19 protein-coding genes are annotated in these 16,558 nt (G+C 71.6%); all 19 read left to right on the forward strand.

Translation table 11 applies throughout. The features are described 5' to 3' along the window. Positions 1-10 precede the first annotated feature (10 nt). Positions 11-589: a GNAT family N-acetyltransferase gene (locus A8713_RS31050; protein ID WP_064537036.1), complete on the forward strand. Its 579-nt coding sequence runs from the start codon at positions 11-13 to the stop codon at positions 587-589. Next, positions 586-1,170 carry a hypothetical protein gene (locus tag A8713_RS33695; RefSeq protein WP_159393138.1) on the forward strand — a complete coding sequence of 195 codons (585 nt, stop codon included), beginning with the start codon at positions 586-588 and terminating at the stop codon, positions 1,168-1,170. Before A8713_RS31050 ends, A8713_RS33695 begins: the two co-directional genes overlap by 4 nt. Next, on the forward strand, positions 1,167-2,243 hold the full coding sequence (locus A8713_RS33700; RefSeq protein ID WP_064537038.1) for a BtrH N-terminal domain-containing protein: 1,077 nt from the start codon (positions 1,167-1,169) through the stop codon (positions 2,241-2,243). The genes A8713_RS33695 and A8713_RS33700 overlap by 4 nt, the downstream gene beginning before the upstream one ends. Further along, positions 2,240-3,505, forward strand: a complete 1,266-nt coding sequence (locus A8713_RS31065) for a DegT/DnrJ/EryC1/StrS family aminotransferase (protein WP_064537039.1) — start codon at positions 2,240-2,242, stop codon at positions 3,503-3,505. Before A8713_RS33700 ends, A8713_RS31065 begins: the two co-directional genes overlap by 4 nt. An 8-nt stretch (positions 3,506-3,513) precedes the next feature. Further along, on the forward strand, positions 3,514-4,389 hold the full coding sequence (locus A8713_RS31070; RefSeq protein WP_064537040.1) for a transketolase: 876 nt from the start codon (positions 3,514-3,516) through the stop codon (positions 4,387-4,389). Continuing rightward, complete coding sequence (locus A8713_RS31075) at positions 4,382-5,311, forward strand: transketolase family protein (RefSeq protein WP_064537041.1); 930 nt, start codon at positions 4,382-4,384, stop codon at positions 5,309-5,311. The genes A8713_RS31070 and A8713_RS31075 overlap by 8 nt, the downstream gene beginning before the upstream one ends. Before the next feature lie 74 nt (positions 5,312-5,385). Continuing rightward, positions 5,386-5,553 (forward strand): hypothetical protein, encoded by a 168-nt coding sequence (locus A8713_RS31080; RefSeq protein ID WP_018569679.1) that lies wholly within the window; start codon positions 5,386-5,388, stop codon positions 5,551-5,553. Continuing rightward, positions 5,546-6,433 carry a RimK family alpha-L-glutamate ligase gene (locus A8713_RS31085; RefSeq protein ID WP_064537042.1) on the forward strand — a complete coding sequence of 296 codons (888 nt, stop codon included), beginning with the start codon at positions 5,546-5,548 and terminating at the stop codon, positions 6,431-6,433. Before A8713_RS31080 ends, A8713_RS31085 begins: the two co-directional genes overlap by 8 nt. Further along, complete coding sequence (gene argC / locus A8713_RS31090) at positions 6,430-7,440, forward strand: N-acetyl-gamma-glutamyl-phosphate reductase (RefSeq protein WP_064537043.1); 1,011 nt, start codon at positions 6,430-6,432, stop codon at positions 7,438-7,440. The genes A8713_RS31085 and argC overlap by 4 nt, the downstream gene beginning before the upstream one ends. 5 nt (positions 7,441-7,445) lie before the next feature. Then, entirely contained in the window at positions 7,446-8,267 is an 822-nt protein-coding gene (locus A8713_RS31095) for a [LysW]-aminoadipate kinase (protein ID WP_064537044.1), read from the forward strand. Next, positions 8,264-9,352: a M20/M25/M40 family metallo-hydrolase gene (locus tag A8713_RS31100; protein ID WP_159393139.1), complete on the forward strand. Its 1,089-nt coding sequence runs from the start codon at positions 8,264-8,266 to the stop codon at positions 9,350-9,352. Before A8713_RS31095 ends, A8713_RS31100 begins: the two co-directional genes overlap by 4 nt. Beyond that, positions 9,349-10,098 carry a sulfotransferase family protein gene (locus A8713_RS31105; RefSeq protein ID WP_064537045.1) on the forward strand — a complete coding sequence of 250 codons (750 nt, stop codon included), beginning with the start codon at positions 9,349-9,351 and terminating at the stop codon, positions 10,096-10,098. The genes A8713_RS31100 and A8713_RS31105 overlap by 4 nt, the downstream gene beginning before the upstream one ends. A gap of 125 nt (positions 10,099-10,223) precedes the next feature. Then, a complete protein-coding gene (locus tag A8713_RS31110) occupies positions 10,224-11,474 on the forward strand; it encodes an MFS transporter (protein ID WP_064537046.1) in 1,251 nt (416 codons plus the stop codon). 37 nt (positions 11,475-11,511) lie between these two features. Further along, a complete protein-coding gene (locus tag A8713_RS31115) occupies positions 11,512-11,895 on the forward strand; it encodes a VOC family protein (RefSeq protein ID WP_064537047.1) in 384 nt (127 codons plus the stop codon). 32 nt (positions 11,896-11,927) lie between these two features. Beyond that, on the forward strand, positions 11,928-12,203 hold the full coding sequence (locus A8713_RS31120) for a phosphopantetheine-binding protein (RefSeq protein ID WP_064537048.1): 276 nt from the start codon (positions 11,928-11,930) through the stop codon (positions 12,201-12,203). Continuing rightward, positions 12,200-13,726 carry an amino acid adenylation domain-containing protein gene (locus A8713_RS31125; protein WP_064537049.1) on the forward strand — a complete coding sequence of 509 codons (1,527 nt, stop codon included), beginning with the start codon at positions 12,200-12,202 and terminating at the stop codon, positions 13,724-13,726. Before A8713_RS31120 ends, A8713_RS31125 begins: the two co-directional genes overlap by 4 nt. Next, positions 13,726-15,027, forward strand: a complete 1,302-nt coding sequence (locus A8713_RS31130) for a condensation domain-containing protein (RefSeq protein ID WP_159393140.1) — start codon at positions 13,726-13,728, stop codon at positions 15,025-15,027. The genes A8713_RS31125 and A8713_RS31130 overlap by 1 nt, the downstream gene beginning before the upstream one ends. A gap of 19 nt (positions 15,028-15,046) precedes the next feature. Continuing rightward, positions 15,047-15,628 carry an adenylyl-sulfate kinase gene (cysC, locus tag A8713_RS31135; protein ID WP_064537051.1) on the forward strand — a complete coding sequence of 194 codons (582 nt, stop codon included), beginning with the start codon at positions 15,047-15,049 and terminating at the stop codon, positions 15,626-15,628. After that, positions 15,625-16,557 (forward strand): sulfate adenylyltransferase subunit CysD, encoded by a 933-nt coding sequence (gene cysD, locus A8713_RS31140; RefSeq protein ID WP_064537052.1) that lies wholly within the window; start codon positions 15,625-15,627, stop codon positions 16,555-16,557. Before cysC ends, cysD begins: the two co-directional genes overlap by 4 nt. Position 16,558 lies beyond the last annotated feature (1 nt).

Raw genomic sequence — 16,558 nt, forward strand, 5'->3', positions numbered from 1 at the left:
GGCAGAACTGATGAGTGAATTCGTCACCACTGTTGTCGGACCGGACGACTGGCCCGCCGTCAGCGAGTTCTTCGAACCGAAAGGACTCGTGGAGAACTGCTGGTGCACCTACTTCCGGATGACGTCGAAGGAACGCTCCGGCTGTGGCACCGCGGCACGCCGGGACCGGCTGCGCGACCTGGTCACGTCCGGCGAGCGGGTGGGCGTCCTCGGCTCGGTCGACGGCGTCCCGGCCGGCTGGCTCGGGGCCGGTCCCCGCTCGGCCTTCCCGCGGCTGCGCGGATCCCGGGCGGCGAAACCGATCGAGGGCGACGACCCCGAGCGCATCTGGTCCATCGTGTGCCTCTACCTGGCCCGTGAGCACCGCCACCGGGGACTGGTGAAGGTGCTCGTCGACCGGGCGGTCCAGTGGGCGCGGGAGGAGAAGGCGGAATTCATCGAGGCATTTCCCGAGGACGACCGCGATCCCGGGGCCGCATTCGACCGCCACAGTTTCCACGGCCGGGTGAGCACCTTCGAGTCCTGCGGATTCACCGTCGTCGAACCCCGCCTGCAGCGCAGAGCCTTGGTACGGAAGGATCTCCGTTGACAGTTCACAAGATGCTCGTGCTGGAGCCGTTCCTGAACAACCAGGCGGCGACCACACCCGACAATCTCGCCGACGGCCGGCTGAACATCTGGCGGAACTCGCTCCCGGCGCGGAGCGAGCCGCTGGAGGTCGTCGTGGACGGTGTGCCGCTGCGCAGCGCACCGCTCGACGGGCGGGGCCCGGACAACGTGCTCTGCTCGGGACAGCGGATAGCGGTACCCGAGCGGCGCTGGGACTGGCTCTATGTCATCGGCTGCGGCGAGCGGCGGGTCAGAGACGTCCTCACCTGGCACTTCTCCAACGGCTCGGTGGACCGCGACCACTTGGCGCTCTCCGACCTGTGGGAGGGCCGGTCCGGCTACGGCGAGGAACTCGCGCTGCGCACCGACGTCATCCACTACCCGTACCACGTGCAGGAACGCATAGGGATCACACTCTGGTGCCAACGTGTGCCGATCACCTCCCGGCAGCCGCTCGGCGCCATGTCACTGCCCAAGAACCCGGCCGTGCACCTCTTCGCCATGACGCTGGTCGGCCGGCGGGCGGACGGCCGGCCGGCGGACGAAGGGGACCAGTCGTGAACGCAGGCGGTACGACCGGGACGGCGCTGCGCACTCCGCGGTGGAACGGCACCACCGGCACCTACCCCCAGTGGTACGAGGACCCGCTGAGCTGCCTGCAGACCACCCTCGGCAGCATCCTGCTGGAGCACGGTCTGCGGCCGGTCGAAGTGCTCGGCCACGCCTGCGAGTTCGCGTTCGCGCCCGACGACGCCATGTGCGAGGAGTTCTACCGCCCCGCGCAGAGCAGCCGCGGTGTGGCGGCCGACCTGTGCCCCTACCACGACGTGGAGTCGGCCTGGACGTCCGGGAAGGACGCCGACGACCTGATCGGCCTCATCGAGGAGCACGCCGCCGTCATCGTCGCGGTGGACAACTACCATCTGCCCTTCCGGCCCGCCTACCACGACGTGCACGCGGCCCACCTGGTCGTGGTGCCCGCCTGGCGGCGCACCGGCGGCGGACAGGTGGAGTTCTACGTCTCCGACGCCCAACCGCCGGGATTCCAGGGGTGGCTGGCCGCCGAGCACCTGGTGGAGAGCTGGACGTCCGGCAACCCCACCGACACCCAGGACGTGTTCTTCTCCAGCCGGGAGATCGGCGGCCGGGTGCTGACCGTGAAGGTGCGGCCGGAACCAGGACCGCTCACCGACGACCAGGTCGTACGGGCGCTCAGGGGCAACCTAGACAAGTGGGACACCGGCACGGCAGGCCCCGCCGACCGCGTCTGGACCGGCCGCAGCGGGCTGCGCCGGTTCGTCGAGCGGCTGGAGGAGCACAGTGCCGACCCGGCCCGGCTGCGGCCCGCGTACACCTTCGGCTGGGCGATGCAGGCGCAGGCGTACCTGCACGGGCGGTTCGCCCAGGGGTGCGCGCTCCGCACGCGCCCCGGCCATCTGGCCGAGGTAGCGGCCTCGGCGGACCGCGTCGTCTCCGCCTGGTCGAACGTACGGCTGCTGAGCGCGCACGCGGCACACACCCCCGGGGCACCGGAACTGATCCGGCGGCGCGGCGAAGAGCTGACGCACGCCTACGAGCAACTGGCCGTCGACTGGCGGCTCGCCCTGTCGACGGAACGGACGGACGCCTCATGAACGGCGCAGCCGCGGACACCCTGGCGCTCACCGGGGGCGAGCCCGTACTGGGCACGCTCGCGCCGGTGGACTGGCCGAAGACGACGGACGCCGACCGCGCAGCGGTGCTCTCGGTGCTGGACTCGAACGTCTTCGTCTCCGACCGCACCGGCGGTCCGACCGCCGTCGAACGGCTGGAGAGAGCCTGGGCCGACTACTTAGGCGTACGGCGCTGCGTCGGCGTGAGCAACGGCACCACCGCGATCGAACTCGCCCTGCTGGCCCACGGGGTGGGCCCCGGCGACGAGGTCGTCGTCCCCGCGCTGACCTTCGTCGCCACGGCGATGGCCGTGGTGCATGTCGGGGCGACACCCCGCTACGCCGACGTCGACCCGGTCACCTTCACCATGTCACCGCGGAGCCTGGCCGCGCAGATCACCGGGCGGACCAAGGCCGTCGTCCCGGTGCACCTGCACGGTCTGAGCGCCGACATGGAGGCGATCGGCGACATCGCGCGCCGCCACGGCTGCGTGGTGGTCGAGGACGCCGCGCAGGCCCAGGGCGCCCGCTACCGGGACACCCTGTGCGGCGCGTCCGGCAACACCGCCACCTTCAGCCTCCAGATGACGAAGAACCTCCCCACCTGCGGAGAAGGCGGACTCGTCGTCACCGACGACGACGGCGTGGCCGACCGGATCGTCCAGTTGCGCCAGTTCGGCGAGACCATCCGCGCGGACCGCCCCCGGCGGTACGTGAGCCACCGGCTCGGCTTCAACGCCAAGCTGAGCAACGTCCAGGCGGCCTACACCGCCAGCCAGTTGGAGCGCTTCGAGGAGTACCACGCGGCCCGCAGGTCCAATGTCGCCGCCTTCCTGGCGCGGCTGGAGCACCTGGACGGCCTGCGGTGCCCGGCGGAGCCCGAAGGGTACGAGCACGCGTGGCACATCCTGCGGTTCGTCGTCGACCTCGGCCGGCTCCTGCCCGGCGCGGACACCGCGACGGCGCGGAACCTGCTGATCCGGGCCCTGCGCGCCGAGGGCCTTCCGGCGACCAGGTACCAGATGATGCCGGTCCCCGAGCAGCCCGCGCTGCGGTCCATATGCCCCCAGGAGCCGGGCTCGTGGCCGGTCACCCAGGACGTCGTCGACCGCAGCTTCACCCTCCAGCAGCGCCATCTGCCGCCCGACGCCGGGCCGTTGCTCCAGGACTTCGCCGATGTCCTGGAGAAGGTCTGGTCGCATCTGAAGGTCCTGGCGGAACTCGCGGAAGGTGCGGACCGCTGACCAGATCCGTGCACGAGCCGGCGGCACGCGAACAGCTGGAACACCACGCCCACCGCGTGCGGGAGCACATCGTCGAGATGTGCTCCGGCCCCGAGGGCGGCCACCTGGGCGGATCGATGTCCTGCGTGGAGATCCTGGTGGCGCTGTTCTTCCACACGATGAACGTCGACCCCGCCGACCCCGGACGGCCCGAGCGGGACATGTTCGTCCTGAGCAAGGGCCACGCGGCGATGGCCCTCTACGCCGTACTCGCCGAGCGCGGCTTCATCGCGCCGGAGGAGATCGGCACCTTCTGCCGCCCCGGCGGCAGACTGGCCACCCACGGCAACGTCGCCGTCCCCGGCGTCGAGTTCGCCACCGGCTCCCTCGGCCACGGCCTCGCCCTCGCCAACGGCACCGCCTGGGCGCAGCGCCGGCACAGCGGGACACCCGCGCGCACCTATGTGCTGCTCGGTGACGGCGAGTTGCAGGAAGGATCCGTATGGGAGGCGGCCCAGGTCAGCCGCGCCCTGAACGCCGGGAACCTCGTCGCGGTGATCGACGTCAACGGCTTCCAGCAGACCGGGGCCGTCGGCGAGGTGAGCCCCGGCGCGCCCGTGGCCGACCGGTGGAACGGCTTCGGCTGGCACACCGTCGAGGTGGACGGACACGACCCGGCGGCCCTCTGCGCGGCCTTCGAGGAGGCGGCGGAGACGGACGGGCCGACGGCGGTGGTCTGCCGCACGGTCAAGGCGCAGGGCACCGGTGTCCTCGCGGGCCGGGCCGTCTCCCACTTCGTCCGGCTCGACACCGCGAAACGCGCACGCGTCCTGGCCGGCCTGCGACGGACGGCCCCGCTCGGCGGCACGAACGGCGGCACGAAGGGAGCGCCCGGCCATGCCTGAGGTCACAGCGGAGCGGGCGAGCACCCGTGCCGCCTTCGCGGACGCCCTGCCGGAACTCGTGGCACGGCACGGCGTACTCGTCGTCGACACCGACACCGGCAGCGTCAAACCGACAGCTGAGATGGATTACCTCAACGTCGGCATAGCGGAGAACGCCGCCATCGGGCTCGCCGCCGGTGCCGAGCACTGCGGACGGCGCGCGCTGGTCTGCACATTCGGTGCCTTCGCCGTCAGCCGGGCGTTCGAGTTCATCAAGCTCGACATCGCCTATCCGCGGCGCCGGGTGTGCATCGTCGGCACCCACGGCGGCGCCAGCGGAGGCTGGCTGGGGCCGACCCACCACGCCACCGAGGACCTGGCCCTGATGAGCGCGCTGCCCCACATGCGCGTCGTCGTCCCGGCCGACGCGCACCAGACGGCGCCGCTGCTGGAGCAGTGCCTGCGCCACGACGGCCCGACCTACCTGCGGCTCGGCCGCAAGGCGTCGCCGCTGTTCGCGGGCTTGCCCGTACCGGAACTGGGCGTGCCCCAGGTGGTCCGGACCGGCCGCGACATCGCCCTGGTCGCGACGGGACCCGAGATGCTCTCCATCGCCCTGGACGTCGCCCGCGCCCTGGCCGACGAGGGACACAGCGCCCAGGTGGTCAACGTCCACACCGTCGACCAGGAGGCCGCCGCCGCGACCGGACGGGCCCTCGCCGGGGAGTGCCGTCTGCTGGTCACGCTGGAGGAGGCGTGGACCTCCGGCGGAATGGGCGCGCAGCTCGCCGCGGCGGTCGGAGCCCGCGGCATCCCGTGGCTCCCGATCGGCGTCACCGGCTTCCTCCCACCCGGCACCCACGCGTCCCTGCTGGAGGCCGGCGGGCTCACCGCCGACTCCGTGCTCCGCCAGGTGCTGAAGTTCGTCACCGACCCGCGATGACCGAGAACCGACCGAGAACCGACCGAGAACCGACCGAGAACCGACCGGGAACCGTTCGAGAAGGGACAGATGAGATGGACACGCAGTGCGTCAGCTGCGCCGGCCCGTTGCAGATACCGGCGGACAGCTATCAGGGGGAGATCGTGAGCTGTCCGGGGTGCGCGGCGGAACTGGAGATCCAGTCGACGGCCCCGCTGGCCCTGGCGATCGCGCCCGAGCCCGAAGAGGACTGGGGTGAGTGACCGCCCGGGAAGACGACAGCGGCCGCTCGGGATCCTCCTGTCCACCGTCCGCCACGAGGAGCGCCGCCTTCTGGACGAACTGGAACGCCGCGACATCCCCGCGGTCCGGCTCGACCCCCGCACCCTGTCCTTCGCACCACGGGACGCCGAGCGGCTGCGGGGCATGCGGGTCCTGAACCGGGAGATCTCCAGCCAACGGGCCGCGCTCACGGCGGAGTCGCTGGAAGCGTTCGGCGCGCACCCGGTGAACGGCGCGACCGCGAGCCGGGTGTGCGGCAACAAGTGGTCCACCTATGTGCGGCTGAGGCAGCTCGGCATCCCCACCCCGACGACGCTGCTGGCGCCGTCCCCGGAAGCCGGGAGGAAGGCGATCGAGGCGGTCGGCTACCCGGCCGTGGTCAAGCCCCTCAGCTCGTCGTGGGGCAACCGGGTCAGCCTGATCACCGACCGGTACGCGGCCGACGCCGTGCTCGAACACTGCGCCGCGCTGCCCTCGGCGGTCACACGGACGGTGATCGTGCAGGAAGCGGTGAGACCCGGCGCGCCGGACATTCGGGGCATCGTGGTCGACGGTGTCTGCCTGGGCGTCATCGTCCGGGCGGGCGGCGACTGGCGCAACAACGTGGCCCGGGGAGCGACGGTGGAGCAGCACCCGCCGGACGAGGAGATCCAGCGGCTGTGCGTCCGGGCGGCGGCCGCCGTGGACGCCCGGATCGCCGGGGTGGACCTGGTCGAGGGCGCGGACGGGCGCCACCTGGTGCTGGAGGTGAACTCCCGCGTGGAGTTCCAGGGGTTCGAACGGGCGACGGGTGTCGATGTCGCCGCGCGGATCGTGGAGGCATGTGTGTCCGAGCCGACCGATGTGAAGGTGCCCGTATGAAGCGCGTCGCGGTGGTGGGCGGCAGGGGATTCGTGGGCGGCGAGCTGCTTCGCCTGCTCGTCCACCATCCCGGGGTCGAGGTCACCGCCGTGACCTCGGACACCCACGCCGGCAAGGCGGTGGAGAGCGCGCACCCGCCGCTGCGCGGCAGCGGGCTGCGCTACAGCGGACGTGCGGACCTGGAACCGGCCGACCTCGTCTTCCTCGCCGGGGTGCACGGCTCCACGGCGAAGATCCTCGACGAGATGACCGCGCTCGCACCGAAGATCGTGGACCTGACCGCCGACTTCCGGATCGAGGACGGCGCCCTGATGGAGCGCTACTACGGCTGGCGGCGCGAGGGGGAGCACGCCAGGGCCTTCGTGCGCGGCCTGCCCGAACTCCACCGCAAGCAGATCACCGACGCGAACCGGGTCGCGGTCCCCGGCTGCATGGCCACCAGCGCGATCCTGAGCCTCGCGCCGCTCGCGGCCCGGGGTCTCCTGGAGGAGGTGCAGATCGACGCGCGCACCGGCAGCAGCGGCTCCGGCGCTTCCGGCGGCCCGGCCAACTCCCATGCGCTGCGCAGCGGTGTGCTGCGGGTGTTCGCGCCGTTCGACCACCGGCACGAGGCGGAGGTCGTCGAGGCGCTGGGTGTCGGGGCATCCATGACGGTCACCGCGACACCCCAGGTGCGCGGCGTGCAGACGGTGACCAAGGTGGCCGTCGGCGAGGTGAGCGAACGCGAACTGCTCGCCATGTACCGCGAGGACTACGCCGCCGAGCCGTTCGTCCGCCTGGTGAACAGCCCGCGCGGCACCTACCGCTACCCGGACGCCAAGGTCCTGCTCGGCTCGAACCACTGCGACGTCGGGATCGTCGCCGACCACCGCGGCAGAGCGCTCGTGATGGGCGCGCTCGACAACCTCATGAAGGGAGCCGCGGGCGGCGCGGTCCAGTGCATGAATCTCATGCTCGGTCTCCCGGAGACGTGCGGTCTGACGTTTCCCGGCCTGCATCCGGTGTGAACACGATGAGACTCGTGGTGAAGTGGGGCGGCAGCCTCCAGGAGGACAGCGCACGGCTCGCCGACGACATCGCCGCCCTCAGCGGCGGCCACCGCGTCACCGTGGTGCACGGCGGCTCCCGGGACATCGACGACACCCTCGGCGAACTGGGGCTGCCGCGGCGCACCTTGCGCTCCCCGGACGGGATGGTCACGCGGTACACGGACGAGCCGACGCTCGGCGCGCTCATGATGGCGATGCGCGGCCGTACCCAGGCGCGGATCGTCTCGGAACTGGCCGCACGCGGTGTGACGGCCGTGGGCCTGTCGGGAATGGACGGGGGGCTGGTGCGCACCGTACGCAAGGCGGCCGTCCGCGCGGTCTTCGACGGCGCCGTGCGCGTGGTGCGCGACAACCTCGCCGGCCGGATCACCGGTGTGGACACCGCCGTCCTGGACGCGGTGCACACCTGCGGCATGGTCCCCGTCGTGTGTCCCCCGGGCATGACCGCCGACGGCCAGGCGACCAACGTCGACGCGGACCGGATGGCCTGCGCGATCGCGGCGGCCTGGCAGGCGGACCGGCTGCTCCTGTTCACCGACGCGCCGGGCGTCCTCGCCGACCCCGCCGACCCCTCGTCCGTCATCGCCGCACTGAGCCGCGACGAGGCGAGACGGCTGGTGCCGGAGCTGACGGGCGGCATGCGGATGAAGGTCGCCGCCGCGGTGGAGGCCCTGGAGAACGGCGCGCAGGCGGTACAGGTGTGCGACGGACGGGTGGACTCGCCCGTCGCGAAAGCTCTACGAGGGAGCGGAACCCTCATCGGGAAGGGTCTTGGCACGCCGTGACGATCGAACATCTCAGCACCCAGAAAAGCGAGTTGACCGACGCCGAAGCCGTCGGACTGCTCGCCGAGGCAGTGGCGACACCGTCCGTCTCCGGCGACGAGCGGCGACTGGCCGAGCGGCTGCGGCACATCGCGGCCCAACACGGCGCGCGGAGCCACATCGACGAGGTGGGCAACGTGCACGCCCTGGTCGGCCGCGGCCCGCGCACGGTCGTGCTCCTCAGCCACCTGGACACCGTGCCGGGCGCCGTCCCCTTCGAGCACACCGCGACCCTCGTCCGCGGGCGCGGCGCCGTGGACGCCAAGGGACCGCTGGCGGCCATGCTGGTCGCCGCGCTCAGCAGCCGCGACCTCGGCATCCGCGTCCACTGGGTGGGCGTCGTCGAGGAGGAGACCCTGTGGTCCCGGGGCGCCGAACACGTCCGCCGGACCGTGCCGGTGCCCGACGCCGTCATCGTGGGGGAACCGAGCGGTGCCTCGGCGGTGACCATCGGCTACAAGGGAATGGCCGAGTTCGAGGTGCGGTGCGAGGTCCCGCGCACCCACACCGCCACCCCCGGGCCCAAGGCCGGCGAGATCCTGGTACGGGCGCTCGGCCGGCTCCTCGACACCTACGGGACCCGGGGCAACGCGAACTTCGGCGACGTCGGCATGGTCGTCAGGGACGGCCGCCTCGAACCGTTCTCGAGTGCGTGCTCCCTCGTGTTCCGCACACCCCCGGGCCTCTCGCCCGAGGAACTGCTGCGGCAGGTCACGGCGACCCTCGGCGAGGGGATCGACGTCGTCCCGGTGTACGACGTACCCGCCGTCATGGTGCCGCGCGGTTCCGCGTGCGTACGCGCGCTGACCCGCGCCATCCGCCTCGAAGGGTTCCGGCCCGCGCACAAGCTCAAGACGGGCACCAGCGACATGAACACGCTCAGCAGGAGCTGGCAGGTGCCGATGGCCACCTACGGCCCCGGGGACTGCCATCAGGACCACACCGACACCGAGCACATCCTGGTCCAGGAGTACCTGGACGGCATACGGATCCTCCGCACGGCCCTGCGCGAACTGGACAACTCCTTCCGAGAGGCGGCCTCATGACGGAGCGGCAGCCGGACCTCCTGGCGCTGTGGTGCGTACCGCGCTCGCGGTCGACCGCGTTCGAGCGCGCGATGTACGAGCGCGGCGACTTCCTGGTGGTGCACGAGCCGTTCTCGCGCGTGTGCGACTTCGGCACCGCCGAGGTCGCCGGCCGTACCTGCACCGGCCAGGAGCAGGTGATGGCCGCGCTCGCCGACGCGGCGGCCGACCGGCCCGTCTTCTTCAAGGACACCACCGACTTCGCCCTCGACCGGCTCGCCGCCGACCCGGCCTTCCTGAAGCGGTGCCGGCACGCCGCGATGGTCCGCAACCCCCGCGACACGGTCCGCTCACACCTGAGGATGCAGCCCGACGCCACCTCCGCGGCGATGGGCTTCGGACACCTGTGGGACATCGTCTCGACCGTGACGTCCTCGGGGCTGCCCATGCACCTGGTCGACGGCGACCGGGTGGCCGGTGACCCGGAGACGGAGATGCGGCGGTACTGCGCGGCCATGGACATCGCGTTCCTGCCCGAGTCGCTCGCCTTCCGCAAGGAACCGCCGCCCAGCTGGCGGGCGACCGGGCGCTGGCACGCCGGCGCCAGTGAGTCCAGCGCGCTCGGAGCCGCCCCGGCCGGGAAGGGCACCCTGCCGGACGAGCTGGAGCGGACCGCCGCCGCCTTCGAGCGCGACCAGCTGCCGTACTACGAGCTGATCACGGCGGCCCTGGGCAGGGACGGCGACCACGAGCCCGAAGTTCCTTGAAAAACAAGCGAGTTCGACCGGCGCAACCACCGTCCTCGGCAGGGCTCGGGACACTAGATTGACGCTGCCGCACGGCGCGTGAGACACGAGCAACAGGTACCGGCAAGGACGACAGAGGAGCGGACATGACATTGGGCCGTAGCTTCACCAAGCTGTGGTGGTCGCAGGGCCTATCGAACCTCAGCGACGGGCTGGTGCTGGCCGCCGTACCCCTCCTCGCCGTGACGATGACCCGCGACCCCCTGCTCATCTCCGGCATGACGGTGGCCCAGTTCCTGCCGTGGCTGCTGTTCACGCTGCCGTCCGGAGCACTCGCCGACCGCATCGACCGACGCCTCATCATGGTGTGGGGCAACGTGATCCGCGCCGTCGGATTCGGCCTGCTGGTCCTGACCCTCGTGGCCGACCTGCGCCACATCACCATCCTCTACCTCGCCGTGTTCCTCGCCGGCACGGCCGAGACACTCGTGGACAACGCGGCCCTGACCGTCCCGCCGCGCCTGGTCAAACGGAGCGACCTCGAACGGGCCAACGGCCGCCTGTTCGCCACCCAGTCGGCCATCAACAACTTCGTCGGACCCACCGCGGGCGCCGCCCTGTTCGCGATGTCGGCGATCGTCGTGTTCACCTCCAGCGCGGGCCTCTTCGCCCTCGCCGCGCTGGCCGCGTTCACCCTGCCGCGGATGCTGCCGACCGCGAGCGACACCAGCGGCGCCAAGCACACCCAGGGCGAGGTCGTGCGCAGCATCAAGGAGGGCTGGTCCTACTTCTGGAACCACCGGCTGCTGCGCCGCGTGGCGTTCATCTCCGGCTCGATCAACCTGTTCTCGTCCGCCACCGGTGGCCTGCTCGTCCTCCTGGCCACCGGCCCCCTGGGCGTCTCCGAGTCCTGGTACGGCATCTTCATCGCCGTACCGGCGGTCGGAGCCGTCATCGGTTCGCTGATCGCCGCGCGCGTGGTCCCGGCCATCGGCGGGGGACCGGTCACCTGGCTCGCCGCGCTCGTGCCCGCAGCCAGCTATGTGGTGCTCGGCCTCAGCGGGAACGTCTTCCTCGTCGAGGTCTTCATGTTCTTCGCCGCGATCGCCACGGCCCTCAACCAGATCGTGGTCAGCACGCTCCGCCAGGCAGCCGTGCCCGACGAACTCCTCGGCCGCGCCACGGCCGGATACCGCCTGATCGTGCTCGGCGCGGTGCCCGTCGGGGCGTTCCTCGGCGGCGGACTGGGACGCTGGCTGGGACCCGAGAGCACCTTCGTGGTGTGCGGCACAGGACTGGCGCTCGCCGCGCTCGTCTTCGCCTCACGTGTCACGACCCGGGCGCTGCGCGAAGCCGAGCAGACCGTCCACCCCACCGCCGCCGAACCCATCGCCTGACCACGACACCGCACCGGATCCGGAAAGAGCGCACCAGATGAGCCTGACCCTGTCCCACACCACGATCGACGCCCGCGACCCCTACGCGCAGGCCCGGTGGTGGTGCGAAATGGCCGAGTTCTCCCCGCAGGAGGGAGTGCGGCCGGGCTCGGACGAGTGCTACGTGATCACCGAGCACGGCTACACGGTGCTCTTCATCCTCGTGCCCGACGCGAAGACGGTGAAGAACCGCGTGCACTTCTGCATGCGCCCCAAGGACCGCTCGCAGGACGAGGAGGTGGCACGCGCCCTCCGACTGGGAGCGAGCGTGGTCACCGACTTCAGGGAGAGCGGCGGCTGGGTGGTCATGGCCGACCCGGAGGGCAACGAGTTCTGCATCCTGACCGCTTCGCGGCACACCGACGCACCTGCGGAATCGTGAGCCGAGCCGACCAGACGAGAACAGGAGATCCCGTGACCGAGAACCGCGACGTCGTGTGCAAGGTCGAGTACGAGCCACCCGCGGACGAACTGGAGGAGGTGCTCGCCGCCGTCATCGCGGAGGTGCTGGACGTCGACCAGGTCGGCCGGCGCGACAGCTTCTACGACCTCGGCGGCGCGTCGCTGTCGGCCATCCGGATCTGCGCCCGCATCGAACGCCGCCTCGGCATCCGCGTCGACCCCGCATGGCTGCTCGAACACGACGAACTGGCCGACTTCGCCGAGCAGATCAGGCTCGGTGCCGCGTGAGCGAGCCGACGAACACGCCGCCGCTGCGCAGTGTGCACGCCGCGGTCATGGAGCACGCCGCCACGGCACCCCGCGACCTCGCCCTGGTGCACGGCGGCGAACGCATCGACTACCGGACCCTCACCGACGCGGCGGCGGCACTGGCCGGGCAGCTCACCGCATGGGGCGTACGGCCCGGCGACATCGTCCCGCTGCTGGTACCGCGCGGCGCCCAACTGGTCGCCCTCCAGCTCGGCGTGCTGATGAGCGGCGCCGCCTACGCCACCCTCGACCCGCGCTGGCCCGCCCCCCGCGTCGAGTCGATCCTCCGCCAGCTCGACCGCCCGGTCGTCGTCGGCCGTCCCGGCGGCGAACCCCTCGGCGTCACCCGGGCCCTCGACCCGGTCCCCCTGGCCGCGATCGCCGGGGCCGCGCGGGCGGACCGGCCCGAGCCGGCGCATGTCGCCCTGGACGATGTGGCCATGGTGTTCTTCACCTCGGGCAGCACAGGTATCCCCAAGGGTGTGCTCATACCCCACCGGGCGGTCACCCGGATGTTCGGACCGGGCGGCCTGGACGGTTTCGGACCCGGACACATCACCCCACAGGTCGCGCCCGCCGCCTGGGACATGTACGCCTTCGAGCTGTGGGGCCAGCTCACCACCGGCGGCGCCGTGGTCGTCGTCGACGAGAACCACCTCATGCCCAGCCGGCTGCGCTCCCTCGTCGCCGACGAGCAGATCGACACGGTCTGGCTCACGACCTCGCTGTTCAACCTGGTCGTCGACGAGGACCTGGACGCCTTCGAGGGGCTGAAGACGCTCTACGTCGGCGGCGAGAAGCAGTCCCCCCGCCATGTCGAGATGTTCCTGCGGCGCTTCCCCTGCCTGCCCCTGTGGAACGGCTTCGGCCCGGCCGAGAACTGCATGCTCACCACGGTCCACCGGATGGGACCGGGCGACAGGAACGCCCCCGCGGGCATCCCGGCGGGTGTGCCGGTGCCCGGCACCACGGTGATCCTGCTGCGCGAGGACGGCTCACCGGCACCGCGCGGCGAACGCGGTGAGATCGTCGCACTCGGCCCCGGAGTGGCCCTGGGCTACCTCAACGACGATCTCCTCACCCGCGAGAGGTTCCCGGAACTGCGCGTGGCGGGCGAGAAGCGCCGCGCCTACCGCACCGGCGACATGGGAGTGTTCGACGACGACGGCGTCCTGCACTTCCACGGCCGCCGGGACCGGCAGGTCAAACTGAGCGGCAACCGGATCGAACTCGGCGACATCGAGGCCGCCGCGTCCACCGTCCCGCAGATCCGCACCTGCGCCGCCGTGGCGCGCACGGACGAGGGCGGCACCGTCGCACACATCGCGCTGGTCTACACCCTCGCCGAGGGCGGCGAGCTGACCCCGCGGGAGCTACGCGCGGCACTCGGCGCACTGCTTCCCGCCTACGCCGTCCCCGGCAGGTTCGAGCAACTGGACGACCTGCCCCGCAGGGAGAACGGCAAGGTCGACCTGCCCGCTCTGGAGAGGCGCCGGGTGTGATGCGCGCATTCCCGCAGACCTTCGAGCAAGAGGCGCTCTGGATCGCCGAACAGTTCATGCCGGACCCCTCGCCGTTCCTGGAGACATGGGCGCAGTACATCGCCGGACCGCTCGACGTACCGGCCCTGGAACGCGCCCTGGCCGCGCTGGTGGGACGGCACGCCGCGTTGCGCACCCGGTTCGAGCTGGACGACACCGGCGCGGTACAGCGCATCGACCCGGTCGGCACCGTCCCCCTGGAACGGCTCCCGTGGCCCGGCGGAGACCTGCACGACACCCTGCGCCGGGCCGGCCGGCGCCCCCTCGACCTGACCGTGTCACCGGCCAGGCTGACGCTGTACGACTACGCGCCCGACGAACACGTGCTGCTGCTCCAGATCCACCACATCGCCGTCGACGACGCCTCCCTGGCACTGCTCGACCACGAGCTGTCCGCCCTGTACACCGAGGAGACCGGCGGCGAACCGGCGAAGCTCACCCCGCCGGCCCTGACACTCGGCGAGCACGCCGTCCGGGCGCGGGCGGCCGGGATCGCGCCGCGGGACCTCGCCTTCTGGGCCGACTACCTGGACGGGGCACCGCCGCTCACCCACCTGCCGCCCCGGATCCGCCCGGCGGCCGCCCGGCGCGGCCCCGACTGCGACTGCGTGCGCGCCACCGTCCCCGCCGAGCTGGGCAGGGCCGTCCGCACCGCGGCCCGTACGCTGCGCACCACGCCCCATGTGCTGATGAGCGCCTGCACGGCCGTCACCGCGGCGGCGGTGAACGGCGAGGACATCGTCATCGGCATCCCGGTGTCCCGGCGCGGCGAACCGGACCTCGACGACGTCTTCGGCTGTCTGACCGACCTGCTGCCGGTACGGTTCCAGGTCCCCGAGCGGGCCACGTTCGCCGAGGTGTGCGCCGCCGCGAAACGCAGCTCGCTGGACGTGCTGCGGCACCGCCAGGTGCCCTACGCCATGCTCGGCGGCGGTGTCACCCGGACCCGGGGAGTGCTGTCCGGCGAGCACCTGGGCCGAATCTGCCTCGTCCTCGACGAGATCCCGAGCAGGCTGACGCTGCCGGGACTGCGCTGCGAACGGGTGCACGTGGCGGGCGCCTCGGCGAAGTTCGACTGGCTCCAGTACGTCGTCGCCGACGGCGAGGGCTGGAACGTGCGGGCCGACTACGCCACGGATTACTTCACCGCCGACGAGGCGGTGGACATGCTCCAGCAGTGGCTGACCGTCCTGACGACGGCCGCCGACGACCCCCACGTACCGGTGCGGACCCTGTTCGACAGGCTGGCCGAGATCGGATGACGTCCAGAAGGAGAGCGACATGCCGGTGAGAACTGAGCCGCGATCCGGTCCGGAGCGGCGCGCCTGCGACTGCGGTGCGACGGTGTGGCTGACGGGCCTGCCCAGCTCGGGCAAGACGACGATCGCCCGCGCCGTGGCCGGACACCTCCGCGGCGCAGGACGCAGGGTGGAGGTGCTCGACGGTGACGAACTGCGCGAGACCCTCTCCTCGGGTCTGGGATTCACCCGCGCGGACCGGCACACCAACGTGCAGCGCATCGGCCTGGTCGCCGAAGTGCTCGCCCGCAACGGCGTCCTGGTGCTGGTGCCGGCCATCGCGCCCTACGCCGACAGCCGGCAGGCGGTGCGGCGACGACACCAGGCGTCCCACACCCCCTACCTGGAAGTACATGTCGCCACACCTTCGAGCACCTGCTCCCGGCGCGACGTGAAGGGCCTGTACGCCAGACAGGCGGCGGGCGAGCTGTCCGGACTCACCGGTGTCGACGACCCGTACGAGGTCCCGGAAGCCCCTGATCTGCGCATACCCGCACATGTGCAGTCCGTCGCCGAATCGGCGTCGGCTCTGCTGAGCCTGCTGGGGGAAAGGCGGCTGACATGAGTTCCCGTCACACCGGCCTGGACATGGGCCATCTCTACGCCCTCTCGCATCTGGACGCGTTGGAGTCGGAGGCGGTGCACATCTTCCGTGAGGTGGCGGGGGAGTTCGAGAATCCGGTGATCCTGTTCTCCGGGGGCAAGGACTCGATCCTGATGCTGCGTCTGGCGTTGAAGGCGTTCGCGCCTGCGCCGGTGCCGTTCGCGCTGCTGCATGTGGACACCGGTCACAACTTCCCCGAGGTGCTGGCCTACCGGGACCGCACGGTGGAGCGGTACGGGCTGCGGCTGCACGTGGCGTCGGTGCAGGACTACATCGACCGGGGTGTGCTCCGCGAACGCGCGGACGGGACGCGCAATCCGCTGCAGACGCTGCCGCTGACGGAGAGGATCCGCACCGAGCGGTTCGACGCGGTGTTCGGCGGGGGGCGCCGCGACGAGGAGAAGGCACGGGCCAAGGAGCGGGTGTTCTCGCTGCGCGACGAGTTCTCCCAGTGGGACCCGCGCCGCCAGCGCCCCGAGCTGTGGAACCTCTACAACGGGCGCCACGCACCGGGCGAGCACGTACGCGTGTTCCCGCTGTCGAACTGGACCGAGCTGGACGTGTGGCAGTACATCGCCCGCGAGGGCATCGACCTGCCCGCCATCTACTACGCGCACGAACGCGAGGTGTTCGAGCGGGGCGGCATGTGGCTGACCGCCGGACAGTGGGGCGGCCCCCGCGAGGGCGAGAGGGTGGAGAAGCGGCAGGTCCGCTACCGCACGGTCGGCGACATGTCCTGCACCGGCGCCGTCGACTCCGACGCCACCACCATCGAGAAGGTCATCACCGAGATCGCCGCCTCCCGCCTGACCGAACGCGGCGCCACCCGCGCCGACGACAAGCTCTCCGAAGCCGCGATGGAAGACCGCAAACGCGAGGGGTACTTCTAGA

This window comes from Streptomyces sp. SAT1 (assembly GCF_001654495.1).
Lineage (GTDB): Bacteria > Actinomycetota > Actinomycetes > Streptomycetales > Streptomycetaceae > Streptomyces > Streptomyces andamanensis.